Consider the following 26132-nt stretch of genomic DNA (forward strand, 5'->3'; position numbering starts at 1 on the left):
ACCATGAATAATAATAATCATAATCGGACCGTGTTTCAGCTCTGTTGCCTTGCACTGGTCGTCACATCAATGACGTTCGCTATTCGCGCAGGCATTTTGGGGCAATTAGGTGAGCAGTTTGGACTCTCAGATACAGAACTTGGTTGGGTTAACGCCATGGCATTTCTGGGCTTTCCCGTTGCAACCATGTTAGGTGGCGCAATCTACAACGCCATTGGCGCCAAAAAGTTAGTTGCCCTCGCCTTTATTTGCCACTTTGCAGGGTTGGTTTTAACTATTACCGCTGATGGTTTTTGGTTACTACTGATCTCGACGTTTTTAATCGGTTTTGCGAATGGTTCAGTGGAAGCTGGCTGTAATCCACTGATTGCCGAAATGTATCCGAAAAACACCACGACCATGCTCAACCGATTCCATGTCTGGTTTCCAGGCGGCATTGTGATTGGTGCTCTGGCATCAAATGCCATGACTGCATCGGGCTTTAATTGGCAATGGCAAGTTGCTTTGATCTTAATTCCAACGCTGATTTATGGAGCGATGATGGTCAAGTCACAGTTTCCTGAATTTGACCGCACAGATCATTCCACCACCAGCAATCTCAAGCACCTGTTTTCTCCGCTCTACCTATTTTTAATTTGCTGTATGACCTTAACAGCAACAACCGAACTTGGTACACAACAGTGGATTGAACGCATACTGGGTGCGTCAGGCGCCTCACCTATGATGATCCTTGCGCTGATCACAGGCTTAATGGCATTAGGTCGCTTCTTTGCCGGTCCAATAGTCCACCGCTTTAACCCAACAGGCGTGTTACTAGGCTCTGCAGTACTGGCAACCGCGGGGATTTTCATGATGAGCCAAGCACAAGGATCAGCAATCTACTTGGCTGCAATATTATTTGCCTTGGGCGTCACTTATTTTTGGCCAACCATGCTGGGCTGCGTTGCTGAATACACCCCAAAAACAGGCGCACTTGGTATGTCTCTAATGGGCGGTGCGGGGATGTTTGCTGTCAGCATGTGGAACCCTGTAATTGGTAGTTGGATTGATTCGGCGCGACTCGAAGCCCAAGCGGCGAACTTAACTGCGCAGCAATCAGAACTAGTTGCAGGTCAAGCGGTGCTTGAAAATATCCTGTTATTCCCAGCTATTCTCATAGCCGCTTTTATCGGCCTTTACCTTTATATCAATAAAAATAAACGCGTTGAGAAATACGCGTAATACCCTTTGTATTAAGTAGCAACAAGTAAAAAGTGAACAGACGAGGTTCCAATATGCTCAACTCTATAAAAATACTAACGCTGGCATTAGCCGTTAGTTGTGCGGCTTGCGCTAGTACAACTGACAACCAATTGAGCCCGCAAGAACAACAAGCTGGATGGCAACTGCTATTCGATGGCAAAGATATGTCGCAATGGCGCAACTTTAAAAGTGACGGCCTAAATAGCCAGTGGCAAGTTGAGGACGGCGCGATGACACTTACCCAAGGTGGTGGCGGCGATATTCTGACCAAAAAACAGTATCAGAATTTTGAGCTCCAGCTCGATTGGAAGATTTCTAAAAAAGGCAACAGTGGGATCTTTGTATTGGCGGATGAAAAAGGTGGTGCAATATACTCCCACGCCCCAGAAATCCAAATTCTAGATAACAAAGAACACCCAGACAATAAAATAGACTCTCACCTTGCAGGCTCTATTTATGACCTGTTCGCCGCGCCAAGTACGGCACATAAAGCTGCCGAAGCTTGGAACCAAGTTCGTATTAGGCTGCAAGATAGCCACCTACAAGTTTGGCAAAATGGTGTAAGCACGACGAGTATCGTGATTGGCAGCACCACTTGGAATGCTTTGGTTAAGAACAGTAAATTTGCGACATGGCAAGGGTTTGCTGAAGGTAAAAAAGGCCACATCGGCCTGCAAGATCACGGCGACAAAGTCTGGTTCAAAAACATTAAGATCAAGGAGCTGTAACCATGGCAACATTTGATCATAAAGTATTGGTCGTTGGCTCAGGTGCCGGTGGCGCAATGGCCGCTTATACACTCACCAAGCTAGGTCACAAAGTTTTATTGTTAGAGGCTGGCAGAAATTACGACCCAAAAACAGAAAGCCCAATGTTCCGCCGTAATAGCGAAGCCCCACTCATGGGTGCTGGCAATAAGGATAAGAACTTTGGTTTTTACGACGCGACGATTGATGGCGGTTGGCAAGTGCCAGATGAACCATACACACGCGCAGAAAACACCGATTTTTATTGGTGGCGTGCACGTATGCTCGGTGGCCGAACCAATCACTGGGGTCGCTACTCGCTGCGTTTTAGTGAGCACGACTTTAAGGGTAAAAGCCGTGACGGGCATGGCGCTGATTGGCCGTTTGAATATCAAGACATTGCGCCTTGGTATGATAAAACGGAAGAAATCGTCGGGATCTGTGGTACCAATACCGGCTTGGATGACATGCCCCCTTCTGCGCCTGGCGTGTTACAGCCACCACCAACACCAAGAGTACCCGAATTATTGGTTGCTGCTGCCGCGAAAAAAATGGGGATCCCAGCGGTTCCTATGCACAGAGCAGTGCTGACTCGTAATAAAGACGACCGCTTAGCGTGTTTTTACGCCACGCCTTGTGGCCACGGTTGCTCAATTGGCGCAGCATTCCAAACCACAACCTCGCTTATTCCTATGGCCAAAGCGACAGGAAACCTTGAAGTGATCACCGATGCCATGGTGAAGTCAGTGGCGGTGAATGAAGATGGCAAAGTAACGGGTGTGACTTACGTCGATAAAAAGTCTGCACAAGAACATGCAGTCAATGCAGATGTGGTGATTTTGGCGGCCAGTGCCTGTGAATCTGCCCGTATTTTGCTTAATTCTAAACATGCAAAACATCCCAAGGGACTTGCAAACTCAAGTGGTCAGGTAGGTCGCAATCTAATGGACTCTACCGGTGCTTGGCTTGGTGCGCAAATCCCTGCGTTAAAAGGTCGCCCGCGTTATAACGAAGACGGCCATACAGGTAACCACCTTTTTATTCCGTGGTGGGGACACAAAGCCCATGAGAAAGGTGAGCTTAATTTCCCGCGTGGCTATCACTTTGAAATTAGCAGCGGCTTTAATCAACCGGGCTCTGGCGTGTCTGGCAATAAACAAGGTTATGGTCCCAAGTTAAAGCAGCAAGTGCGTGACGCTTATGGTTCCTATGTTGGATTTGCACTGCGTGGAGAAATGCTACCGAACAAAGATTCTTACATGGAAATTGACGAAAACGTCAAAGATAAATGGGGGATCCCGGTTGCTAAGTTCCATTTCAAATGGTCTGACAGAGAGCTCAAGCAAATCGAGCATGGTCTCAAAACCGCGAAACAGATCCTTGAGAACATGGGTGCCAAAGTGGGCGAGCTGCCGCCTGCAGAAAAAGCCATTTCAAAAGGCGGTGAGATCATTCATGAAGTCGGCACGACGAGAATGGGCAGCTCAGCAAAAGAATCGGTAACGAATCAGTGGGGCCAAACATGGGACTGTAACAATCTATTTGTGATGGATGCCGGTGTCTTTGCGTCTAACCCCCATAAAAATTGTACCTTAACCATAATGACCTTAGCGATGCGAAACTCAACTTGGTTGGCAGCACAAATTGATAAAGGAGCACTGTGATGAATACACCTGATCGCGTTGATTCTTATAAATATATTTCAGGCATGACACGTCGCGAGTCATTAAAGTGGTTAGGCTTGCTTGCTGCGGGATCAGCGGTGACACTCACCGCTGGATGCAGCAAGGCTATTGAGGGTGAAACGCCTACTGCCGGGCACTGGCCAGATATTGAAATAAAGCCAGTTAGCGCTCAAGGGTATGGAACCGATCCAAACATGATCATGCCGCCAGAGTCACCTTGGCCGCTCACCCTCACCGAAGCGCAGCTCACGTTAGTTGCAGTACTAGCTGATTTTATAGTGCCAAAGGAAGGAAATCATCCATCGGCTTCTGAAGTACAAGTACCGAGTGTGATCGATGAATGGGTAAGCGCACCGTATCACGGACAACAAAAAGACAGAGTGACAATACTCCATGCGCTTGCTTGGATTGACGATGAGTCGACTTTGCGCTTTAAAAAGCCATTTTTACAACTTAGCGCCACGCAGCAAAGTAAGATTATGGATGATATTGCTTATTTTAATGCGCAAACACCAGAGCAATTTCAGCGTATAGGTAAAGCATTCTTGCGCTTTAAAGATCTCGTTCTCGGCGCCTACTTCTGTACACCTGAGGGCTGTCAAGACATAGGTTATCTGGGCAATGTACCAATTGCAGGTGATTATCCTGGGCCTACTGCTGAAGCCAAGGCGCATCTAGATGGCGTACTCGCAGAGCTTGGGCTAAGCCAGTATGCGTACCGCGACTAACCCTTGAGTCATTTTGTTATGACTAACCGAAGCAGAGTCTAGCTCTGCTTTTTCTTTAGGAGTAGATCATGTTTGTTGAAAACACCAACCGATTAAAGCAAGTAATGCTGTTCATTGCTTTAATTTTTATCTCGCCACTGTATGCACAGCCTTCCCTTCAACCTTTGCCCGTTAGCGTTCAACTGTGGTCGGTAAAAGAGGAATTAGCAAGAGACTTCGACGGCACATTGCAAGCACTCGCCAACATGGGATTTGATGGCGTTGAGTTTGCTGGAAACTTTGGCAGCTATGCCAATAACCCAAGTAAATTAAAACAAAGGTTAGCCGAACTCGGATTAGTTGCGAGCAGCGCCCACATCGGCTTTGATGAATTAACTGAAGAAAAACTAGCAAACACCCTACTCTTTTACAAAACCTTAGGCGTATCCACGCTCTTTATTCCTTGGGATGAAAGAGCATGGGATAAAAACCAAGTGCAAGCATTTGTAAAACAGCTTAACCAAGTGCACCAAATTGCCATACGTTATGATATGAAGATCGGATTTCATAATCACGAGAAGGAATTTAACCCATACGCTAATAGCACATTTTGGGATTATATCGCCACTAACACCCCAAGCGACTTTCCGCTGCAGCTCGATGTCGGCTGGGTGAATTATGCAGGTAAATCACCTAGCGATTATGTTAAGCGATATACAGGAAGAACCGTATCGACACATATCAAAATACGTACTCACCAAGGAGATGACAAAAGCCCAATCATTGGCGAAAACCACTACCCTTGGAAAGCGCTCATCCAGACCATGCAGCAACACGGCGGCACACAGTGGCTGGTAATCGAACAAGAAGAATACCCAAGCGGCCTAACCCCCCTAGAAAGCGTCGCCCGCTCAAAAGCGAATTTAGATAAGATACTGAGTGAGTAACAAGCGGGAATATGTTTATCTGAAATAGTTTGTCACTGTCAGGTTTGATCGCGGGGTTAATCAAACCTGACTGCTGTAATGGTGCGAGAGTGGAAAATGGTAACGCTTGCCTAACTGGTGCTAAATAGCAGGCTAAAATTAGCGATGAAGGAGCGCAAGCCTGCTGTTTTGCGTCCCTTGATTTAGGCACCTGTTATACATCAATTTGACTGTAATAGTGAGTTAAAGTAAATGAGCAGTCATACAGGCAAATACCAAGCTTAGCTTCATTTTTTGACCCTTTACGCTCCCTTAAGTATGCCTCCGTGATCGCAGGTAGCCAAAATGCTTCTTAGTCCAAAGAAAGTGATTTCTTGAATATCTCACTTATTCACAAGTAAAAAACAACAATTATCAAGCTAACTTTATTTAGTAATTTTAGTAACTTATCAGTCAAAGATTATAATTTCAACACGCAAATCACCTGCTACACGCAAGGAATGACCTATCCGAGCCTTCTTTTGACTCGCTAAGTACAAATAGTGTCTATAAAAATGCTCAACTTTAAATGTTGCAAGTGATATACCCGCGACTTTTTTACTTCTCGTTATTTTAATAGTACCTACGCCGAAAGGTTATTTGTCGCCATAAATGGCGACCTACGTAAGATTACTGCGTAAAGTGTCAAAGCTAAACGGAAGGTTGGTAAGTCTTGATAATAAACGCTCAGACTCGACTTGCAGCGCTGAGAACTCGCTTCGCTAGAGCAACAATGATTGCTATAGCAAAGCAAATAAATATTAGTAACTTGCTTATAGGCAGATACATTAGCCATAAATGCAAACCAAGTAACGTTATCATCAATTTTGCAATGGCAGGTAAATATCGGTGATCAAGTCGCACTCATCCACTTGATGCACAAAATTATGATATTCAAAAAAGCAGCAATGCGCATTTGGCAATTCGCCACTGTCTGCTAGCCAGTTTTGATACAACCAACGTATAGTTTGCTCCATATTGTCGTGACTCCCTAAATGCCTTACCTTGGCGCAACGCATTTGTGGAATAACACCACTTTCGACGCCAAACGCGTTATCTGGTACTTCAGTGTTTACTGAGCCACACAATTTAAAACGAAATGCGTCTTCAGCCATAGTTTCTGGGTCGCCATTTGGCATGCCAAATGTTCGACTTGTATTAATTGGTGAAAGTCCGCTATTTTGTCGCCAAGCAATAAACTTACCTGCACTTTCAAATATCAGTTTTGCTGCCCCTTTGTGCTCTAAAAAAGCAATTTGAGTCTGTTCAAAGTTAATAATATCGACCTGCATTGTCTGCACTCCTAAATTTTGTGGTGAAAAATTAAAAACGTCATACCAACTAGGCCAATTTGCAGCTTGTCTAAACTGTGAAGGGCTTTGTTCAAAAGTACGTTTAAAAGCTCGAGAGAAGGCCTCAGCACTATCAAACTTTGCTTCGAGTGCAATATCAATAATTTTAATATCGCGCTCAAATGCTAGGCGAAAAGACGCCCGCTTTAATCGCGCCAGCAAAATATACTTACCCACATTCACGCCCATAAAAGCCACAAATACACGATGAAAATGAAATTTAGATAAAGCAGCAACATCACTAAGCAAACTCACCGTTAATTCATCATCTAAATGTTGATTGATATAATCGCAAACGAGCGAAATACGCTGCTGTAAAAGATTGCTTTGCATAAAGCGCCTATGTGTTAGTAGAACTGCAGACAAGCTTAATCATATCAAAAGCAAGATACTTGATTGAAATTGCTCGATGTAAGAGAGAATGAGGAAATATCCATCCACAAAGATGGAAATAGAGAGGGGTGTCACTTATTTTACTATTTAATCGCGCTACCGGGCCAGCTGGTGGTCGAACGCGCTAAACGCCCGACTACAAGCCCAGAGGATCCCTCGCACTACTTATAAGCACAGCGCGAGGGGTTAATATTCAGAGGTTTATCCTTGCGTCTTTTCAGCTGCGATTCAAACTTGCTGGCCAACTGGTGTCGCCAGTACGGTGCCATCATCTCTTTGTTCGGCGCTTTGGGGCCAAGTGTAACGTACTCAATCGGAGTCAGATGATCGTCTCTGTGCAGCTCCAGATATAAGCGCGGTGCTTTGCCATTTGCAAAGTCGGGATCTTCACTCTTTATTTCTTTAGCGCCATAGTCCAGATGCGTGACTATCACCCTGTGTTCCTGCTCATCCTTGTAGTTGGCATCTTTTAGCAGATAAGGCAGCGGGCCGAGTAGCCAGGCAAGTGTTTGTAATTTTTCAGGAGTGGGTTTCTTGCCAACAAACTTATCAACTTCTTTTTTGAGGTTTTTAAAGTCATCTTGCAGCTTTTTGGCACCCTGGCCCAGTATCTTAAAATTATCCTTTAGATACACAACCCGGTAAAAAGCAGCACTTTCCTGAGGAGATTGGCCGGTATTGGCAAATGAAGGTTTTCGTTGCTCATTTTGCTCTGCGTGATAGCCCTGATCTTTCATTAAACGATAGCCAAAAAAGCGCTCTGTATTAAAAGTAATGGCGCAGCCGCAAGCATCGTCATTTAAGTGGTTTTTACTGTAAAAGCGCCACATATTCAGGCTGTCGCTGTCCGGTAAAAAGCAGCCAATAAACACAGGGTTGCCCTCTTCCGGCGCGTAACCTAATTCCTGCCAAAGTAATTTTCCCTCATTGGGATCATTTACTGCGTTAATGTGCCCCAGCCTAAAAGGGCTTTTTTCTAACAAAATTGCTTGCCCAACGTCGAAAGCGGTATAGTGAGTCATCGTACCATTTTTTCTAACTTCCAAATGAGAGAGTATCTCCTCTCTTAAAGCGCTAATTGACTTTGATTGTTCAAAACGCTCAGCTCTATCGTGAAGCTCATAGGCTTCAAAGCTTAGTAGAGGGTCTTTGAACACTTGTTCACACAGAGCTTTAGCCTCTGTAAAGCTTTGAGTGATCCCTTTTCCCCGAAAGTAGCAATAGGCCAGAATGAATATAGCCCGAGCGTTTTCTTGCTCCGCAGCTAACTGGAAATATTCAACCGCTTTCTCATCACTTTGCGCGACGCCTTTTCCTTGTCCATACATAACACCCAAGTTGCACTGAGCATTTGCATTTCCCTGCTCTGCGGCCAACCGGTAATACTCAACCGCTTTCTCATCACTTTGCGCGACGCCTTGACCATATTCATACATAACACCTAGGTTGCACTGAGCGCGCGCATCTCCTTGCTCTGCGGCCAACTGGAAATATTCAACCGCTTTCTCATCACTTTGCGCGACGCCTTTTCCTTGTCTATACATAACACCCAAGTAGCACTGACCGCGCGCATTTCCCTGCTCTGCGGCCAACCGGTAATACTCAACTGCTTTCTCATCGCTTTGCGCTACGCCTTGACCAAATTCATACATAATACCCAAAGAGCACTGAGCATTTGCATTTCCCTGCTCTGCGGCCAACCGGTAATACTCAACCGCTTTCTCATCACTTTGCGCGACGCCTTTTCCTTGTCTATACATAACACCTAGGTTGCACTGAGCGCGCGCATCTCCCTGCTCTGCGGCCAACTGGAAATATTCAACCGCTTTCTTATCACTTTGCGCGACGCCTTTTCCTTGTCCATACATAACACCCAAGTTGCACTGAGCATTTGCATTTCCCTGCTCTGCGGCCAACCGGTAATACTCAACCGCTTTCTCATCACTTTGCGCGACGCCTTGACCATATTCATACATAACACCTAGGTTGCACTGAGCGCGCGCATCTCCTTGCTCTGCGGCCAACTGGAAATATTCAACCGCTTTCTCATCACTTTGCGCGACGCCTTTTCCTTGTCTATACATAACACCCAAGTAGCACTGACCGCGCGCATTTCCCTGCTCTGCGGCCAACCGGTAATACTCAACTGCTTTCTCATCGCTTTGCGCTACGCCTTGACCAAATTCATACATAATACCCAAAGAGCACTGAGCATTTGCATTTCCCTGCTCTGCGGCCAACCGGTAATACTCAACCGCTTTCTCATCACTTTGCGCGACGCCTTTTCCTTGTCTATACATAACACCTAGGTTGCACTGAGCGCGCGCATCTCCCTGCTCTGCGGCCAACTGGAAATATTCAACCGCTTTCTTATCACTTTGCGCTACGCCTTTTCCTTGCTCATAGATAACACCCAGCTTGCAATGGGCATCTGCATCTCCACTCTGAGCTTTTTCAATCAGTGCTTTAATCTCTGGGGTTAATTCGGGGTTCTGTTCTAACATCAATATTCCTTTTAAACTGCTTAACCCTGTAAATATCATGATTGGGGGCTGAATGCCCTTATTAAACGACATTTTGTGATGGCTGACAATGGGATAGATTTTAATCAGTAAGTGTAGGTTGTCTGTACTAAGAGGAAATGCTTTCACACGGTTTGGGAACAAGCGTGAAAATCGAGGAAGTCTCTGACACCCACCTCAAATTTGGAAATCCTGTTATTGATACTTCGCTTCGTTAGGCTAGAGCTAAGAACAAAACGCAATAGAATCAACACCAAAGTTATTTGTTGCCATCAATGGCGACCTACGTAAAATCGTGGCGTAAAGTCACTCCCACAACACTATTTGTACGAAATCGCTGATACCCACCTCATGCTTGGAGCTGCATTATCAGCATTGATGCAGATAGTAACGGGTGTTATTTGATACTTCGCTTTGTCAAGCTAGGGCTAAGAACAAATTTCTTTTGTGTCAGCACCAAAGTTATTTGTCGCCATAAATGGCGACCTACGTAAAATCGTGGCGTAAAGCCACTCCCACAACACTATTTGCACTGTGATGTAGGAGGCATAACTTGGCGCTAAATACTTTCCTCATAATCCAACACTTTTGCGTCATTGGCTTTGTTAAGCAGGCCTCGGCTTTGTGATAGGAAGTGTTTCGCGCTTTCTGAGAAATACTGTTTGGCTTGTGAAAAAGATTGCATTAGACCTTCTTTATCGCCTTGTTGTAGCTTGGCCAATGTCTGCTCAAAGGTATCTTGATAGCTTGCCAATAACCCTTCTACATCATTAAATTGCGCGAGCATAATATCTGAATAAAGTTCAGGGGATTGTGCAAACAGCCGTCCCACCATCATCAGCTCTAATTGGTAGATAGGCGATGAACAGCTTCTTAGCTCTTTTAATGAATGGCACTGCTTGGATAAAAACTGACCATACACAAACGTGGTTAAGTGGCGCATTACCTGAATGATCTGCATGGATTGGTCATGTTTTTTAGCGTCCATCGGTACCAACTGGCTGCCCCAGATCTTTAGTTGCTTGATTAATCCTTCACATTGCTTTGGCATACGTCCTTCGCACACCACGACAGTTTGCTTAACCCAATGAGATATATCTGGACCAAACATAGGGTGTAGACCGACTACAGGGCCGTTGTGCTTGTTCATTAGTACTTTGAGCGGGGCTTGCTTCACAGAGGTAATATCAGCAAGAATACAGTCATCAGGCAGCGTAGGTAGCGCATTAACAACCTGCTCAAAGGCATTGATAGGAACGCTCACCAATACTAACTTAGCATCACTCAGTAGCTCAGTAGCCTGTGATTGATTGTCTTTGTCTAAAATGCGTACTTCGTAGCCTGATCGCCTAAACTGTTTCGCAAACAGTTTACCCATGGCGCCTTGACCACCGACAATAACGACCGGCGACATTTTTGGTGCAGCACAGGCGAGTTCACTTTGCTGGTTTTCGTAGGCTTCTCGCATCATACGACGCAGAATATCTTCGACTAAATCAGGGTTTACCCCTTTGGCATCAGCTTCTGCGCGCCGGGCTTTGATCAGCTCAGCTTCGCGCTTCGGCACATGTAGCGGTGCGCCCTTTTGCTGTTTTATTTTTCCAACCTGCTCGGTCAATGCTTTGCGCTTTGCAAGTAGTGCGACAAGCTCGCTATCGCAATCATCTATTGCAACGCGTATTGCTTCTAAATCGTTAGCCCCATTCATGATGTAAACTTATATATACAGTAGTAAATTAAATAATACACCGAGTCTAACAAGAAGTGCGCCGCTTTAAAAGTAAGCAACCATGAAAATATCGTGACAAGACGTCTGATATGTCAGTGAGTATTCACAGAATGGAAATAATGAGAGGGATAAAACCAAAACAGGCCGCATAAAGCGGCCTGTTTTATCTGCATTTGATAAATGCGACGTATTAGTTAAGTTTCTCTTTAATACGTGCAGATTTACCAGAACGCTCACGTAGGTAGTAAAGCTTAGCGCGACGAACCGCACCACGACGCTTAACTGCTACGCTGCTGATAAGAGGGCTGTGCGTTTGGAATACACGCTCAACACCTTCACCGCTTGAAATCTTACGAACAGTGAAAGATGAGTGTAGACCACGGTTACGCTTAGCGATTACAACACCTTCAAAGGCCTGTAGACGCTCTTTGTTACCTTCTTTTACGCGTACCTGTACAACTACTGTATCACCAGCGCCGAACGCAGGTACGTCTTGCTTAAGCTGTTCAGCTTCAAGCTCTTTAATAATATTTTGGTTTACTTTTGCCATTTTATTTCTCACATTCCTAGGTGTAACTGTCTTCTAGCCACAAGCTTGGCCATTCTCTTGCTGAAATTCAGCAAGTAATGCCGCCTGCTCCTCAGTCAGAGCTAGGTTACGCAACAAGTCAGGACGACGTTGCCAAGTTCTACCCAAAGACTGCTTTAAGCGCCATTTGGCTATTTCTTGGTGGTTTCCGCTGAGTAATACAGCAGGCACCTGTTTATCATCCAATGTTTCCGGCCGAGTATAATGAGGACAATCCAACAAGCCATCCGAAAATGAATCTTGTTCTGCTGATTGGTTATGACCTAACACACCTGGCACTAATCGAGCTACTGCATCGATTAATGTCATGGCAGGTAACTCACCACCACTCAGTATAAAATCGCCGATGGACCACTCTTCGTCTATATAAGACTCGATGATCCGCTCATCAATACCTTCATAACGACCCGCTACTAAAATCAACTTTTCAGATTGCGCCAATTCAGTCGCACCTTGTTGATCTAGCTTTCGCCCTTGAGGGGACATATAAATTACTTTAGCACCTTCTCCTGCTGCCGCTTTGGCATCAAGAATGGCTTTTTTGAGAGGCTCAACCATCATCAACATTCCTGGGCCACCACCATAAGGGCGATCATCCACGGTTCTATGTTTATCAGTGGCGTAGTCTCTTGGGTTCCAACAATTAAACTCAATCAAGCCGTTTTTCACAGCTCGACCCGTTACGCCTTGCTGAGTTATCGCATTAAACATGTCAGGAAAAAGTGAAACCACTCCAACCCATAGCTTTTGCTGATCGCTCATTAAAACGCTGGATCCCAATCTACCGTAATTTTTCTCTCGTCATGATTAATATCCAAAATAACAGAGTCTGTTAAAAATGGAATTAATCTTTCCGATTGGCCAAATGCATCTTTTTTGTTTGCTTTCACAACCAAAACGTCATTTGAACCAGTCTCCATCAAGTCATCAACTATGCCTAAGTCGTAGCCTTTATCGGTTACTACTGACATGCCGATGAGATCTCGCCAATAAAACTCCCCTTCAGGTAATTCAGGAAGCTGCTCAGCATAAACAGCGATTTCAGCATTGGTATAAGCCACTGCTTCATCTCTGTCGTTTACCTGTGCAAATTTAGCGATATATCCCTTGTTGTGACGACGCCAGTCGCTCACTTCAAGGTTTTGCCATTTACCTTGTTGCCCTATCAACCATGGGCTGAAATCGAAGATCCCTTGGGGATCGTCAGTAAATGAATGCACCTTAAGCCAACCCTTGATGCCATAAGGAGCACCAAGCTTACCAACAACGATTGTCGAGGTTTTACTTTGACTCATGGTTACACTTACGCCTATTAAGCCGCTTTACGAGCGTCTTTAACCAGCTTCGCAACACGATCTGAAAGAGCTGCACCTTGACCTACCCAGTGATCAACACGAGATAAATCTAAACGTACTTTTTCTTCCTGACCTGCAGCGATAGGGTTAAAGAAACCTACCTTCTCGATGAAACGACCGTCACGCGAGAAACGGCTATCCGCAACCACGATTTGATAGAATGGACGCTTTTTAGCGCCGCCACGTTGCAAACGAATAGTTACCATACCGTCCTCTACATAGATTGACTGTTTTCATTAATAAGTTTGTACTTCCCATTACGGGAAGCTCGGGCATTTTACGCATTTTCACGCGCAATGCAAGTTAATTCCAAAGTTGATGCTTTATTAGGCCCTGCTACAAAAATTACCGCTGAAGTTTCGCACGCCACATTCGTCCCAATAGTGGTACAAAAAATTGACTTTTTCAGCACTGCTGGAAAGTCGAAAGTCCCTGTTGTTTCATTTATAAGGAAAGCACACATATGAACCAAATGCGCAAAGCAAAACGTTCAATTAAACATCTACTTCTAGGTATTCCATTCTTTTCTTTTGCGCTCGTTGCTACTTCAACACTTGCAGCAAACAATGAAGAAATAACGGCTTGTAAACTGTTACGTTTTGGCGACTTCTCGCAGCTAGAGCAAGGTAATGCTGCAATGAGTATCACCAACGCAGAATATGTACCAAGCCAAACCCTAGATGCCGACACCGAACTCTGGACTTATAAGTATAGTCGCCTATTGGGTACACCTATACCAAAAGGAACAAACTCTTTATCTGAGCACTGTTTGGTTGAAGGCTATGCCGCACCGACGATACGTTTTCAGCTTAGGTTACCAATGGACCAAGTTTGGAACCAACGTTTCTTGCTCAATGCCTGTATGGGCTTTTGTGGCGAAGTATCGAACTACCCAACGATGGCTGGCGTTATGCGCAATTACGCGACCATGTCTCATGATGGCGGCCATACCGCTGCTGGATTCGATGGTTTGTGGGCTAAAAACAATGTGCCGTTAAGAGAAGACTTCGCCTATAGAGCGAACCATGTGGTTGCTGTTGCAGCAAAAGCGGTTATTGAGCGTTTTTATAGTAAGCAACTTAAGTACTCATTTATATCGGGTTGTTCGAAAGGAGGTCATGCAGGGATAATGGCCGCAAAGCGTTACCCAAATGATTTTGATGGCGTGATTGCCAGAGGACCGACGATTAATTACACCAAAGTCAACCTAGTCAACTGCATGGATAATGCAAAAGCTATTTTGGATGAAAACGATAACGCACTGCTCGATGCAAGCTACACTGACTTTATTTCACAGGCCGTCATGCAAGCTTGTGATCATAAAGATGGCTTAGTTGATGGATTAATAAGTGATCCTAGACGCTGCGATTTTGACCCGCAAACGCTCCTGTGCAGCCACAACACAACGGGTAAATGCCTGACACCTCGCCAAGTCAACGCAATTAAGGAAATATATGCGCCATCCTACGACCAACAAGGCAACGTCATTTATGGCGGCCTACCCTATGGCTCCGAACCTGAATGGACAGGTTGGTTGTTCCCTGAAGCACCGTTTATCAAGCCTTATCACTACTATGCTGCAACCGAGTATTTAAAGTACTTGGCTTTTCCTCGAGAAAGATACAATCAAGGCAACTGGAGAGACTTTTCTTACAACAATGAGGTTGGCGAGCTTTCATCTATCTCAAGTTTTATGGACGCCGATCACCCTGATCTCACTGGATTTAAAAATAGCGGTGGCAAAATGATTGTATTACATGGATGGTCAGACGCTGCGATACCTGCATATGCAACTATTGATTGGTATGAGTCGGTTATCAACTATATGGGTAAAGACAACACCTACGACTTTGCTCGGCTATTCTTGCCACCAGGATTGGTGCATTGTGGTATCGAGGGACCTGGCGCTGAAACCTTTGATGCCATCGCAGCGTTAGTGCATTGGCTTGATACAGGCATAGCACCGGATGCACTGATGACGCAAAAAGAAGATCCGCAGGGCAATATTCTTTTCACTCGCCCTGTTTACCCCTATCCACAAGAAGCCCAGTACATTGGTACAGGCGACCCGAAAAAAGCAGAAAACTTTAGGCCAATAGTGTCCAATTTTAAGAACAACTAAGTGAACAAAAAGGCAAGCCATACGGCTTGCCTTTCCCATTATCCATACTATAAAACGGTGTTAGAACTTAGGCCCACCGCCACCGAACATGCCCGGCGGCATCATGCCTTTCATGTTCTTCATCATTTTCATCATGCCGCCTTTGCCTTTCATCTTCTTCATCATCTTCTGCATTTGGGTAAACTGCTTCAGCAACTTATTAATGTCTTGTACTTGCGTACCAGAACCCGCAGCGATACGCTTTTTACGCGAGCCTTTGATGATTTCAGGACGTGCACGCTCTTTTGGCGTCATTGAGCTTATGATGGCTTCCATTTGATTAAAGGTCTTATCGTTTACTTGACCTTTTACTGCATCTGGCAAGTTCGACATACCAGGCAGCTTTTCCATCATCGACATCATACCGCCCATGTTTTTCATCTGGCGCAGCTGCTCAGCAAAATCTTCCAGTGTAAAACCATCGCCTTTAAAGACTTTCTCAGCCACTTTTTGGGCTTTGTCTTTATCGACTTTCATTTCGACTTCTTCAATAAGCGACAGTACATCGCCCATACCTAGAATTCGAGATGCAACACGGTCAGGGTGGAATGGCTCTAAGGCATCCGTTCTTTCACCCACACCGATAAACTTAATGGGCTTACCAGTAATATGGCGAATAGACAGTGCCGCACCACCGCGCGCATCACCATCCGTTTTAGTTAAGATAACACCGCTGAGTGGCAGCGCTTCATCGAACGCTTTTGCTGTATTTGCAGCATCCTGACCTGTCATTGAGTCAACAACAAATAAGGTTTCAATTGGGTTAATCGCCGCGTGTAAATCTTTGATTTCATCCATCATGTCTGCATCTACGTGCAAACGACCTGCGGTATCCACAAGTACCACATCAATGAACTTTTTCTTCGCGTGAGAAATAGCACCCGTTGCGATATCTACCGGCTTTTGTGAAATATCACTGGGGAAGAACTCGACGTCAACCTCTGCTGCTAACGTTTCAAGCTGTTTGATAGCCGCTGGACGATACACGTCAGCACTCACCACCAACACAGATTTCTTTTTGCGCTCTTTAAGGAATTTAGCCAGCTTACCAACACTGGTGGTTTTACCCGCACCTTGAAGACCTGCCATCATCACGACAGCTGGCGGCTGCGCGTTTAGGTTCAGCTCTTCGTTGGCCTCACCCATCGACTTTTCAAGTTCTTCACGAACAATCTTGATGAAAACCTGGCCTGGGCTCAGACTCTTTGTGACTTCTACACCAACCGCGCGTTCTTTTACTTGTTTTACAAAGTCGCGCACAACTGGCAAGGCAACGTCAGCCTCAAGCAATGCCATGCGTACTTCACGGAGTGTTTCTTTAATATTGTCTTCAGTTAGTCGGCCACGGCCACTGATGTTTTTAAGCGTTTTTCCTAAACGCTCTTGGAGGTTTTCAAACATGTATCGGTTCCAAAATCTCGAAATTGTCGGGCATTATACTGATATGCGAGCCACTAATACAGTATTCAAGCCGATTGTTCTGCTTTTTACGCTTTCGCTGAACGAAAATAAGAATAAGTTAACAGATTGAGATAAAACCCTATGCAAGTGGATAGGCTTTAAATACAATAGCTAAAAAAGGAAAGCAAAAATTAGGCACTTATTTTTATGTTGATTATTAGCTTGTCATTAATCGCCTGTCTCTTTTACATCATGGCCACCAGCCATGTTTTATCGCGCTTATTTGACAAACAAGGTCCAGATCAAAAGAAAACCTTAATATTAAGCACCGTCGCCATTTTGACTCATATGCTAGTGTTGGTGAATTCAGTGTTTACGCATCAAGGACAAGATCTCAGTACCGTCAACGTTGCCTTGTTAACCTGTTGGGTTATCGTTGTTTCTGTAACGACCGTATCTTTACGCTTCCCTGCAACATTATTGCTGCCCGTGGTGTATGGTTTCGCCGCTATTTTGTTATTAGCAAGCCTATTCATTCCACACCATATTATTATGCATACAATAAACATAGATGTTGGTCTCGTTTTACATATTTCACTTTCTTTGTTGGCTTACTGTGTACTTATCATCGCCACACTCTACGCCATTCAATTTATGTTTATTGATAAACGCTTAAAACAACGGGATTTGGCGATTATGACCAGCCATCTACCGCCACTTATGCAAGTGGAAAGGCAGCTTTATCAGCTGTTATTTGTAGGCACAGGTTTATTAACACTGGCATTGGCATCCGGTTTTTACTTTTTAGACGGTATGTTCGCCAAAGAGACTATTCACAAAACCATTTTATCTATCGTTGCATGGCTTATTTATGTCATCGTCGCCTTTGGGCATAAGCAGTTCGGCTGGCGCGGTAAGTCTGTGGTGATTTCAATCATAGCGGCTTCTGGCATCGTAACTTTAGGTTACTTTGGTAGTCGCTTTATACAAGAAGTGATTTTAGGCAGGTTTTAAACTTTAACTTGACTATCGTAACTCACTAACGCTTAATACTCTTTCGTAAGTAAAAAAGGGATCCACTGTTGGAAGACATATCGACCAGCGCCTTGTTTATCATACTCGGCGTGCTCATTTTGATGTCGGCTTATTTTTCTAGTTCAGAAACCGGTATCATGTCAATCAACCGTATTCGTCTACGCCATCTTGAAAAAGAGAATCACCGTGGTGCGAAGCGTGTAAGTAACCTTCTTAACCGTCCTGACAGACTGATTGGTCTGATCCTGATCGGAAATAACCTCGTCAATATTGCCGCTGCGCAAGTGGCTACCATCATTGGACTGCGCCTGTATGGCGATATGGGTATCGCAGTAGCTACCTTTGGTCTCACACTTGTGGTTCTTATCTTCGCTGAAGTCACACCTAAGACTCTCGCAGCTTTATACCCCGAGAAAGTCGCGTTCCCAAGCTCTGTTATCCTCAAAGTATTGTTGAAGGTCTTGTTCCCTTTGGTTGTGGCAACCAACTGGATCACCAATGGTATGTTGCGATTGGTCGGGATCACACCACAAGAGATTGAAGAGCACAGCCTAAGTAAAGAAGAATTAAAAACCGTGGTAAATGAGTCAAGCGCTATGCTGCCCTCAAACCACCAAAACATGCTCACTTCTATCTTAGACTTGGATCACGTGACCGTGGAAGACATTATGATCCCACGCAGTGAGATCAATGCGATAGATATCAATGACGAGTGGAAAGATATTGCTCGCCAGCTCACGAATGCGCAGCACACCCGAGTGCTACTTTACCGTGACCAAATTGATGATGCGGTTGGTTTTATTCACGCTCGTGATGCGCTACGCCTACTGACAAAAGAGCAGTTTGATAAGCCGTCACTACTGCGTGCGGTAAGAGAGATTTACTATGTACCAGAGAATACCTCGCTCAATACACAGCTGATCAAATTCCAAGAAGCCAAAGAGCGCATTGGTCTTGTTGTTGATGAGTATGGTGACATTCAAGGTCTGGTTACGCTCGAAGATATTCTTGAAGAAGTCGTAGGTGACTTTACCACTACGCAGACGCGTGCGCCGAGCGAAGACGTAAACATGCAGCGTGATGGCTCAGTTATGGTTGACGGCAGTGTAAACGTGCGTGACTTAAATAAAGAAATGAGTTGGGACTTACCTACCGAAGGTCCTAAAACCCTCAGTGGTCTGATTGTAGAGCACCTTGAGGATATTCCAGATGCGCCTCTTGGCTTAACGATTTCTGGTTATAAGATGGAAGTCATTGAGATCAAAGAAAACATGATCAAGATGGTGAAAATTTCTTCTAGCTCTTAAGCAAGTAAAAGCTAAACTCAATTGCGGTGTTGAAAGTAACACCGCGGTTTATTCAAGAAAAAATTCTCTCGAACCAGTTCTTATCTAAATCATCTTCACAGCGTTTAAGTTGAACGGCATAGCGCGCAGCACGATGCTTTACCTTATTTGCGACTTGCATTAACCATTTCTTATTTTTATACGTACCACGACGATAACCGCCCCAGCCTTCATGATAATTGAGGTATTGTGCGTAAGCGTCCCATTTAGACACGCCGTTTACCTTGTGAGTCTTGTATACGAACCAAGCCATAAAGTCGATGGCGTCTTCAAAGTCATCGCGATCTGCACCTGAGTTTCCAGTTTCACGAATATAATCAGACCAGGTCGGAGTTTTGGCTTGAGAGTAGCCATAAGCAGAGCTCACTCTGCCAACAGGAATAAACCACAGGAAATATTCCATAGGAGGAGCCGCATCATGCCGAAAAGAACTTTCTTGGTACATCATACTCATCAGTACATGCTTTGGTGAGCCCCACTTTTCTTGAGCATCACGAGCGTCATAGTACCAATCTTCTTTTTCCTCAAAAATCTTACAAATATCATGAGGTTGTTTAGGTGGTGCAGTAGCACATCCGGATAAAACAGCGACGAGGCTAATTAAAATTAATTTTTTTTGCATTTTTTTCGAAACCTAATGAACTTTTACAATTTGCATTGGTCTGAACTTATGAATGCAGCAGTTTAGCATTGTTTCATCCCTGAAATTTATTTGCGCAGCCTTATGGCTGCGCTTTTTTATGCCTTGTGCATTATGCCCTTGAAAAATAATCGTCAAGGAAAGCCGTGAAGTCTACCGTATCCGCAGCTCTAACCGCAGCCTCATCTTCGAAAGACTGACGTGCAAATGACTTCAGCGTATCTTCATCGTAATAACCGTATTTGATATCTTGATGAAGTTGCTTATATTTTTTCGCAAGTTCAATGCCCATTGAGCCTTGTTCTAAGGTACGACTCTTCAGTTGAGATAGCAACTGCCCAGAAAAAGTAAGTGCAGGTGTTTCAATTGACAACATTAATTTTTCCACTGTTGCCACATAAACTGATTTTTCGGTACTCGCATCTAACATTTTTGCGACTTTGAGTAAGTCTGTAAAAATCTCCGTGCCCCACTGCTTCACACTCACAGGCTCACCCGCTTTACTCAGTTCAAGTGCTGTGCAGCGACCTTGGTTAACCACCTGATGTAAATTCTTACCAGCGAGCTTTTGCGCTTCAAAAGAAAGCTCCGGGCTTGGCTTTAGCAAACAATAGGTTAAGAACACATCGAGGAAGTGGATTTGCTCAAGACTCACACCAGTATGCTCGAATGGGTTAACATCCAACGCACGAATTTCGATATATTCGATACCACCACGTTCAAGTGCTTGAGTCGGTGTTTCACCAGACTTGGCATTGCGTTTTGGTCTAATTGGTGAGTAGAACTCGTTTTCAATCTGTAAAATGTTGCGATTTAGCTGTTTTGGCTCTGCTGCTCGATAGTCTGGAATTTCATGATACAAGTCGGAGCGGCAACGAATGGCTTGTCGCAAGCCCGCAATATACTCATCCAGATCGTTATACATCACCTTAAGCGAGCTTTGTGCACTATTGGTATAACCTAAATCACCCAGTCTAAGTGCGGTGCCGTATTCAAGGTAGATGGAGCCATTTTCTAGCTTACTAAATGGCAAGTCGCTCTTTTTACCTTGCAAAAATGACGGACAAAGCGCAGGAGATGCGCCAAACAGGTAGCTTATCAGCCACATTTCACGCTTGAAATTACGAATAAGGCCTAAATACTGCTGGGAGATAAATGATTGTTGAGGGTTATCGTCTTCAGACATCACTTGCAGGCTTTGCCATACGGTCTCTGGAAATGAAATATTGAAGTGCACACCTGCAATGGCCTGCATCATGCTGCCATAACGGTTTTTCAGCCCTTCACGATAAAGCGTTTTCATTTTGCCGATATTAGAAGTGCCAAACTGCGCTAGGACAATATCTTCTTCGTCCTCAATAAAGCATGGCATCGACAAAGGCCACAGTAACTCATCACCCATGTTAGCCAAAGTAAACTTCTGTAGATCAGAAAGTTGCGCTAATGTCTCTTGTGGGTCTTCACTCACTGGAGTGATAAATTCGAGTAGCGACTCAGAAAAATCAGTGGTGATATGACCATTGGTCAGTGCGTGGCCCGTCTTTTCTGGATGCGGTGTTTTCGCTATTTTTCCCGACCCTTGGATCCGCAATGCCTCACGTTCGATACCTCTTTTGATACCTTTGAAAACGCCGCGATGCGCGCCGTCAGACAATAAGTCCAGCTTAGTGTTTAAGTCTAATTGTTTCAAAAATTCTTCCTCGAACCTACAGGCCAATTTCAAGTTTATGGGGTCGAAACCAAATTATACCAAGTGTATCCATTAAATGAGTGATTTAAACCGAGCAATCAATTTAAATACGGCTACTTTTAGTACACTTAGGCCTTAATAATAACTTTGCCAACATGCTTACCACTTTCCATACAGTGATGAGCCAGCGCAATATCCGCCATAGCAAAGTAATGACTTACATTTATGCTGATTTTGCCAGCTTGATACGCCTGATACAAATATTTAAGATCGTCTAAATTACTCGCAACCAGCATCCCCTCAGCCCTTACACCCCTTATCGTAGCTCGCTCACAGACCATTTCTTTGGTGACGCTGGGAATAGTCACTAGGTGCGAGTTCGGCTTCATCGAGTCGACACACTGTAATGCAATATCGCCACCAATTAAGTCCAGTAAATCGCACTCAACTTGGTGCTGATAAAATTTGTCATAACTTATTGCCGTTACCTTGAGCTTCGACAACAATTCATGCTCAGGACGGGTCGAGACAGCAATGACTTTTCGCCCTTGGAGCTGCGCTAGTTGAATTGCTAAATGCCCCACACCACCAGTTGGTGCCAATACATATAGTGGACGATTATGATTCGAAAATTTATCTAACGCTTGTTTTGCCGTAAGACCCGCAAGACAAAGACCTGCAATATCTGGATTTTCTTGCAAAGAAACCTTGATGAGCTCTGACTCAAGCGCCATTGTATAGTCACTATAGGTCCCGGGGTTACTTGCAAATCCAACCATACCGATGACAAGGTCGCCTACTTTAAATTGGCTATCTGGGCCATAAACCTCAACCACCTCACCATACAGATCGTATCCGAGCGGCAAAAAGGCATCTGCGCTTTTTTGCGCTGCAACATAACCAAGGCCTTGTCTGGTTTTCACTTCAATAGGATTTATGCTGGTACTGTTTACTTTTATGCGCACTTGGCCTGAAGTAAGCGCTGGCAAAGAAATGATGGTGCTACACAGCTGGTTGCTATCACCAAATTCGTAGATACCGTAAGTGGTTGACTTATTTATCATATGCGGCTTTCTTAGAAGACAGTTTGTTATCTTTGTAGAATACGCGAAAGGGTAAGGAGTTTGAAGAAATTTACAGTATGGGAAGGAAAAATGCTCTTACAGCATGGCTGTAAGAGCATTTAGCTATATTAGTGCTTAAACACTATCTGGTCGTCAACCACCTCGACTTTAATGGTATCGCCAGTCACAAACTTACCTTGTAACAAGTCCTGCGCCAACGGGTTTTCAATGTATTGTTGCACGGCTCGTTTTAAAGGACGAGCACCATATACAGGATCAAATCCGCTTGCTGCGATTTTATCAAGCGCGGCGTCACTGAGCTCAAGCGCAAAGCCTTTTTCAGTTAAGCGTTTACTCAATCTGTCTAACTGGATACTCGCTATTTCTTTAATATGTTCATTGATAAGCGGGTGGAACACCACGGTTTCATCAATACGGTTAATAAATTCAGGTCTAAACTGACTAGCCAGCACGCCCATAACACGCTCCTTGAGTGTTGCGTAGTCGTTATTTCCTGCTTGCTCTTGAATGACATCCGACCCTAAGTTCGAGGTCATGATGATCACTGCATTTTTAAAATCAACCGTGCGACCTTGACCATCGGTCAAGCGACCATCGTCCAACACCTGCAATAAGATGTTAAATACATCTGGATGCGCTTTTTCCACTTCATCAAGTAAAATCACAGAATAAGGACGACGCCTTACCGCTTCTGTCAAATAGCCACCTTCTTCGTAGCCGACATAACCAGGAGGTGCACCAACCAAGCGCGCAACTGAGTGTTTTTCCATAAACTCGGACATATCAATGCGCACCATGGCATCTTCCGTATCAAACATAAAGTTGGCTAACGCTTTGGTCAGCTCCGTTTTACCAACCCCTGTTGGACCTAAGAACAAGAACGAACCAATTGGGCGATTTGGGTCTGCAAGCCCAGCTCGTGAGCGACGGATAGCGTTGGCAACCGCATTAACAGCTTCGTCTTGACCAATCACTTTTTTGTGAAGCTCGTCTTCCATTTGCAGTAACTTTTCACGCTCACCTTGGAGCATTTTTGCGACCGGGATCCCAGTCCAGCGAGATAAAATTTCTGCAATTTCATCTTCACCAACCTGATTTTTTAAAAGGCTCATTTCCTGCATTTCAGCCTGAGAAGCAAGGTCTAGTTTTCGCTCAAGCTCAGGGATCCGACCGTATTGTAGTTCGGACATACGTTGCAAATCACTTGCTCGACGCGCGACTTCTAGATCTAAACGCGCTTGCTCAAGCTCAGCCTTAATCACTTGTGTGCCTTGTAGTGAGGCTTTTTCGGCATTCCACACTTCATCAAGCTCTCGATACTCAGCTTCTAATTCATTGATGAGCGTTTGCATCTCAGTGCGACGCTTTTGACTCGCTTCATCTTTCTCTTTTGCCAGCGCGTTATCTTCCAATTTTAGTTGGATAATACGGCGCTCTAGTCTATCTAATTGCTCCGGCTTTGAGTCAATTTGCAGTCGAATTGAAGACCCTGCTTCGTCTATCAAATCGATAGCTTTATCTGGAAGCTGCCTGTCTGAAATATAACGATGTGATAAATTAGCCGCAGCGACAATCGCAGGATCGGTAATATCCACTGAGTGGTGCAACTCGTAACGCTCTTTTAAGCCACGCAGGATAGCGATGGTATCCTCTACGGTTGGCTCTGCAACAAATACTTTTTGGAAACGACGCTCAAGTGCCGCGTCCTTTTCAATATACTGACGATACTCATCGAGTGTGGTCGCCCCTACACAGTGAAGCTCACCACGTGCAAGTGCGGGTTTTAGCATGTTGCCCGCATCCATTGCACCGTCGGTTTTGCCCGCCCCTACCATAGTATGGATTTCGTCAATAAAGAGAATAACTTGGCCTTCTTCTTTAGCCAGCTCGTTTAATACCGACTTTAGGCGCTCTTCAAATTCACCACGGTATTTGGCTCCCGCTACCAATGCACCCATATCCAGCGATAGTACGCGCTTACTTTTCAAGCCTTCTGGAACTTCACCGTTGATAATACGCTGCGCGAGCCCCTCAACGATGGCGGTTTTACCAACGCCCGGTTCACCGATAAGTACAGGGTTGTTTTTAGTACGGCGCTGTAGCACTTGAATAGTGCGGCGGATTTCGTCGTCACGGCCAATAACCGGATCAAGCTTGCCTTGCTCGGCACGCTCAGTGAGATCGATAGTAAATTTCTCAAGAGCTTGGCGAGTGTCTTCGGCATTAGGGTCATCCACTTTTTGACCCCCTCGAATAGCCTTAATGGCTTGCTCAATCTTTGGTTGGGTGATGTTAAGCGCTTTGAAAATCTCGCCTAATGGGCCTTTATCTTCGCACGCAGCAAAAACAAACAACTCGCTGGAGATATATTTGTCTTTACGCTTTTGTGCATATTTATCACACAGATTGATCAGCGAAATAAGGTTATTTGAAAGCTGTACATCACCACCTACGCCTTCTACTTTAAATAGCTTTTCAATGGCTTGTGACAACTTAGTATTAAGCTCGTCGGCGCTCACACCTGCTTGTGCTAATAATGCGCGCACACTTGAGCCGCTCTGTTGGAGCAAAGCATACATTAAATGAACAGGTTCAATAAATTGGTGATCGCGCCCAAGCGCTAATGACTGCGCATCGGAAAGCGCAGCTTGGAATTTGCTTGTAAATCTATCTAAACGCATGATTTATTTACCCATATAAAATATCGAATTACCTTATTTATGGGTATTAACTGAACGAAGATCAAGCGTAAAAGTAATAATTTACCCTGATTATTTGCGCCAAATCAAAGTTGCCATACGGCCCGTTGTTTTGTCTCTACGATAAGAAAAATACTGCTCGGACATAGTTACTGTACAGTGTTTATCGCCGTAAAAATCCTCTACACCTTGTTCGCGCAATAACGACTGTGCAAGCTCGAAAATATCCGCAAGATATTTACCGTCTTTTTTGGCAACAAATGCCGTATTTCGTTGCGCCTCAAAAGCCTGTACTACGTCTTCGCCCACCTCGAATGCACTAGGCCCAATCGCTGGGCCAAACCATACACAGATCTCTTCAGGTGCACAGGTAAACTTAGCCAGTGTTTGCGAGATAATTCCAGCAGCAAGAGGCTTCCAACCACCATGGATAGCGGCCACCTCTTCACCATCTTTTGATGCAAGCAGAATGGGTAAGCAGTCTGCTGTCATGATAGCCAGTGGCGTTTGACGCAAGCGAGTGTATAAGGCATCGGCTTGATGGACCTGCGCGATTTCAAACTGCTCGTCGACCACCACCACTTCAGCGCCATGTACTTGCTCAAGCCATACAATCGGGTTGGCCACATAACCATGTAAAATTCGACGGTTTTCGGCTACATGTTCAGCATTATCACCAACATGAAAGGCTAGATTAAAGCTATCATACGGCGGTGCTGAAACACCGCCCTTGCGCGTTGTTGATAATGTCCCAACGAATTGGGTTAATGGCCACTGAGCAAGTTGCATC

The 26132-nt window shown here is 44.7% G+C and carries 21 protein-coding genes; 8 read left to right on the forward strand and 13 right to left on the reverse strand.

The window, feature by feature from the left end; translation table 11 throughout:
* The first annotated feature begins 3 nt into the window (after window positions 1–3).
* From NH462_RS01245 to NH462_RS01265, 5 genes are all read left to right on the forward strand, one after another.
* Window positions 4–1221, forward strand: a complete 1218-nt coding sequence (locus NH462_RS01245; protein WP_045964393.1) for an MFS transporter — start codon at window positions 4–6, stop codon at window positions 1219–1221.
* A gap of 53 nt (window positions 1222–1274) precedes the next feature.
* The gene (locus tag NH462_RS01250) at window positions 1275–1970 is read left to right on the forward strand and encodes a DUF1080 domain-containing protein (protein WP_253103362.1); all 696 of its coding nucleotides are present in this window, start codon (window positions 1275–1277) and stop codon (window positions 1968–1970) included.
* Between the two features lie 2 nt (window positions 1971–1972).
* Window positions 1973–3652 carry a GMC family oxidoreductase gene (locus NH462_RS01255; protein WP_017216155.1) on the forward strand — a complete coding sequence of 560 codons (1680 nt, stop codon included), beginning with the start codon at window positions 1973–1975 and terminating at the stop codon, window positions 3650–3652.
* Window positions 3652–4401 carry a gluconate 2-dehydrogenase subunit 3 family protein gene (locus tag NH462_RS01260; protein WP_253103364.1) on the forward strand — a complete coding sequence of 250 codons (750 nt, stop codon included), beginning with the start codon at window positions 3652–3654 and terminating at the stop codon, window positions 4399–4401. Before NH462_RS01255 ends, NH462_RS01260 begins: the two co-directional genes overlap by 1 nt.
* 68 nt (window positions 4402–4469) lie before the next feature.
* Window positions 4470–5327 (forward strand): sugar phosphate isomerase/epimerase, encoded by an 858-nt coding sequence (locus NH462_RS01265; protein WP_253103366.1) that lies wholly within the window; start codon window positions 4470–4472, stop codon window positions 5325–5327.
* Window positions 5328–6166: 839 nt separating this feature from the next.
* Here NH462_RS01265 and NH462_RS01270 read toward each other — a convergent pair.
* From NH462_RS01270 to rpsP, 7 genes are all read right to left on the reverse strand, one after another.
* On the reverse strand, window positions 6167–7030 hold the full coding sequence (locus NH462_RS01270; RefSeq protein ID WP_193521406.1) for an AraC family transcriptional regulator: 864 nt from the start codon (window positions 7028–7030) through the stop codon (window positions 6167–6169).
* Window positions 7031–7251: 221 nt separating this feature from the next.
* Window positions 7252–9594: an SEL1-like repeat protein gene (locus NH462_RS01275; RefSeq protein WP_253103368.1), complete on the reverse strand. Its 2343-nt coding sequence runs from the start codon at window positions 9592–9594 to the stop codon at window positions 7252–7254.
* A 577-nt stretch (window positions 9595–10171) separates the two neighbouring features.
* Complete coding sequence (gene tyrA, locus NH462_RS01280; protein ID WP_253103370.1) at window positions 10172–11320, reverse strand: bifunctional chorismate mutase/prephenate dehydrogenase; 1149 nt, start codon at window positions 11318–11320, stop codon at window positions 10172–10174.
* 211 nt (window positions 11321–11531) lie between these two features.
* A complete protein-coding gene (rplS, locus tag NH462_RS01285) occupies window positions 11532–11891 on the reverse strand; it encodes a 50S ribosomal protein L19 (protein ID WP_017216162.1) in 360 nt (119 codons plus the stop codon).
* 33 nt (window positions 11892–11924) lie between these two features.
* Window positions 11925–12692: a tRNA (guanosine(37)-N1)-methyltransferase TrmD gene (trmD, locus tag NH462_RS01290; protein WP_237115899.1), complete on the reverse strand. Its 768-nt coding sequence runs from the start codon at window positions 12690–12692 to the stop codon at window positions 11925–11927.
* Window positions 12692–13225 (reverse strand): ribosome maturation factor RimM, encoded by a 534-nt coding sequence (gene rimM, locus NH462_RS01295; protein ID WP_010606688.1) that lies wholly within the window; start codon window positions 13223–13225, stop codon window positions 12692–12694. Before rimM ends, trmD begins: the two co-directional genes overlap by 1 nt.
* Before the next feature lie 17 nt (window positions 13226–13242).
* A complete protein-coding gene (gene rpsP, locus NH462_RS01300; RefSeq protein ID WP_010371051.1) occupies window positions 13243–13491 on the reverse strand; it encodes a 30S ribosomal protein S16 in 249 nt (82 codons plus the stop codon).
* Window positions 13492–13748: 257 nt separating this feature from the next.
* On the opposite strand from rpsP, the gene NH462_RS01305 reads away from it, so the two are divergent.
* Window positions 13749–15407 (forward strand): tannase/feruloyl esterase family alpha/beta hydrolase, encoded by a 1659-nt coding sequence (locus tag NH462_RS01305; RefSeq protein WP_253103372.1) that lies wholly within the window; start codon window positions 13749–13751, stop codon window positions 15405–15407.
* Between the two features lie 60 nt (window positions 15408–15467).
* On the opposite strand, the gene ffh is transcribed toward NH462_RS01305, so the two are convergent.
* Window positions 15468–16847, reverse strand: coding sequence for a signal recognition particle protein (ffh, locus tag NH462_RS01310; RefSeq protein WP_010371045.1), 1380 nt, complete (start codon window positions 16845–16847; stop codon window positions 15468–15470).
* 207 nt (window positions 16848–17054) lie between these two features.
* On the opposite strand from ffh, the gene ccsA reads away from it, so the two are divergent.
* A complete protein-coding gene (gene ccsA, locus NH462_RS01315; RefSeq protein WP_253103378.1) occupies window positions 17055–17861 on the forward strand; it encodes a cytochrome c biogenesis protein CcsA in 807 nt (268 codons plus the stop codon).
* 68 nt (window positions 17862–17929) lie between these two features.
* Window positions 17930–19189, forward strand: coding sequence for an HlyC/CorC family transporter (locus tag NH462_RS01320; protein WP_017216168.1), 1260 nt, complete (start codon window positions 17930–17932; stop codon window positions 19187–19189).
* A gap of 52 nt (window positions 19190–19241) precedes the next feature.
* Here the strand turns inward: NH462_RS01320 and NH462_RS01325 are convergent, their stop codons facing one another.
* The 5 genes from NH462_RS01325 to pgeF form a co-directional block, all read right to left on the reverse strand.
* Window positions 19242–19850, reverse strand: coding sequence for a transglycosylase SLT domain-containing protein (locus tag NH462_RS01325; RefSeq protein ID WP_010606683.1), 609 nt, complete (start codon window positions 19848–19850; stop codon window positions 19242–19244).
* A 130-nt stretch (window positions 19851–19980) separates the two neighbouring features.
* Window positions 19981–21558: a glutamate--cysteine ligase gene (gene gshA / locus NH462_RS01330; protein WP_010371034.1), complete on the reverse strand. Its 1578-nt coding sequence runs from the start codon at window positions 21556–21558 to the stop codon at window positions 19981–19983.
* A gap of 128 nt (window positions 21559–21686) precedes the next feature.
* Entirely contained in the window at window positions 21687–22622 is a 936-nt protein-coding gene (locus tag NH462_RS01335) for an NADP-dependent oxidoreductase (RefSeq protein WP_010371032.1), read from the reverse strand.
* Between the two features lie 128 nt (window positions 22623–22750).
* Entirely contained in the window at window positions 22751–25324 is a 2574-nt protein-coding gene (gene clpB, locus NH462_RS01340) for an ATP-dependent chaperone ClpB (RefSeq protein WP_253103380.1), read from the reverse strand.
* A 90-nt stretch (window positions 25325–25414) separates the two neighbouring features.
* A complete protein-coding gene (gene pgeF / locus NH462_RS01345; RefSeq protein WP_010371029.1) occupies window positions 25415–26131 on the reverse strand; it encodes a peptidoglycan editing factor PgeF in 717 nt (238 codons plus the stop codon).
* Window position 26132 lies beyond the last annotated feature (1 nt).

Origin of the sequence: Pseudoalteromonas sp. OANN1 (genome assembly GCF_024124685.1) — a bacterium.
GTDB lineage: Bacteria > Pseudomonadota > Gammaproteobacteria > Enterobacterales > Alteromonadaceae > Pseudoalteromonas > Pseudoalteromonas piscicida.

Coding starts and splice junctions, on each gene's coding strand:
- NH462_RS01270 (WP_193521406.1), bottom strand. CDS start 7,030: ATGCAAAGCAATCTTTTACAGCAGCGTATTTCGCTCGTTTGCGATTAT.
- NH462_RS01250 (WP_253103362.1), top strand. CDS start 1,275: ATGCTCAACTCTATAAAAATACTAACGCTGGCATTAGCCGTTAGTTGT.
- rplS (WP_017216162.1), bottom strand. CDS start 11,891: ATGGCAAAAGTAAACCAAAATATTATTAAAGAGCTTGAAGCTGAACAG.
- ccsA (WP_253103378.1), top strand. CDS start 17,055: ATGTTGATTATTAGCTTGTCATTAATCGCCTGTCTCTTTTACATCATG.
- NH462_RS01265 (WP_253103366.1), top strand. CDS start 4,470: ATGTTTGTTGAAAACACCAACCGATTAAAGCAAGTAATGCTGTTCATT.
- trmD (WP_237115899.1), bottom strand. CDS start 12,692: ATGAGCGATCAGCAAAAGCTATGGGTTGGAGTGGTTTCACTTTTTCCT.
- NH462_RS01245 (WP_045964393.1), top strand. CDS start 4: ATGAATAATAATAATCATAATCGGACCGTGTTTCAGCTCTGTTGCCTT.
- NH462_RS01335 (WP_010371032.1), bottom strand. CDS start 22,622: ATGATAAATAAGTCAACCACTTACGGTATCTACGAATTTGGTGATAGC.
- rimM (WP_010606688.1), bottom strand. CDS start 13,225: ATGAGTCAAAGTAAAACCTCGACAATCGTTGTTGGTAAGCTTGGTGCT.
- pgeF (WP_010371029.1), bottom strand. CDS start 26,131: ATGCAACTTGCTCAGTGGCCATTAACCCAATTCGTTGGGACATTATCA.
- NH462_RS01325 (WP_010606683.1), bottom strand. CDS start 19,850: ATGCAAAAAAAATTAATTTTAATTAGCCTCGTCGCTGTTTTATCCGGA.
- NH462_RS01305 (WP_253103372.1), top strand. CDS start 13,749: ATGAACCAAATGCGCAAAGCAAAACGTTCAATTAAACATCTACTTCTA.
- tyrA (WP_253103370.1), bottom strand. CDS start 11,320: ATGAATGGGGCTAACGATTTAGAAGCAATACGCGTTGCAATAGATGAT.
- rpsP (WP_010371051.1), bottom strand. CDS start 13,491: ATGGTAACTATTCGTTTGCAACGTGGCGGCGCTAAAAAGCGTCCATTC.
- NH462_RS01255 (WP_017216155.1), top strand. CDS start 1,973: ATGGCAACATTTGATCATAAAGTATTGGTCGTTGGCTCAGGTGCCGGT.
- ffh (WP_010371045.1), bottom strand. CDS start 16,847: ATGTTTGAAAACCTCCAAGAGCGTTTAGGAAAAACGCTTAAAAACATC.
- NH462_RS01260 (WP_253103364.1), top strand. CDS start 3,652: ATGAATACACCTGATCGCGTTGATTCTTATAAATATATTTCAGGCATG.
- NH462_RS01275 (WP_253103368.1), bottom strand. CDS start 9,594: ATGTTAGAACAGAACCCCGAATTAACCCCAGAGATTAAAGCACTGATT.
- clpB (WP_253103380.1), bottom strand. CDS start 25,324: ATGCGTTTAGATAGATTTACAAGCAAATTCCAAGCTGCGCTTTCCGAT.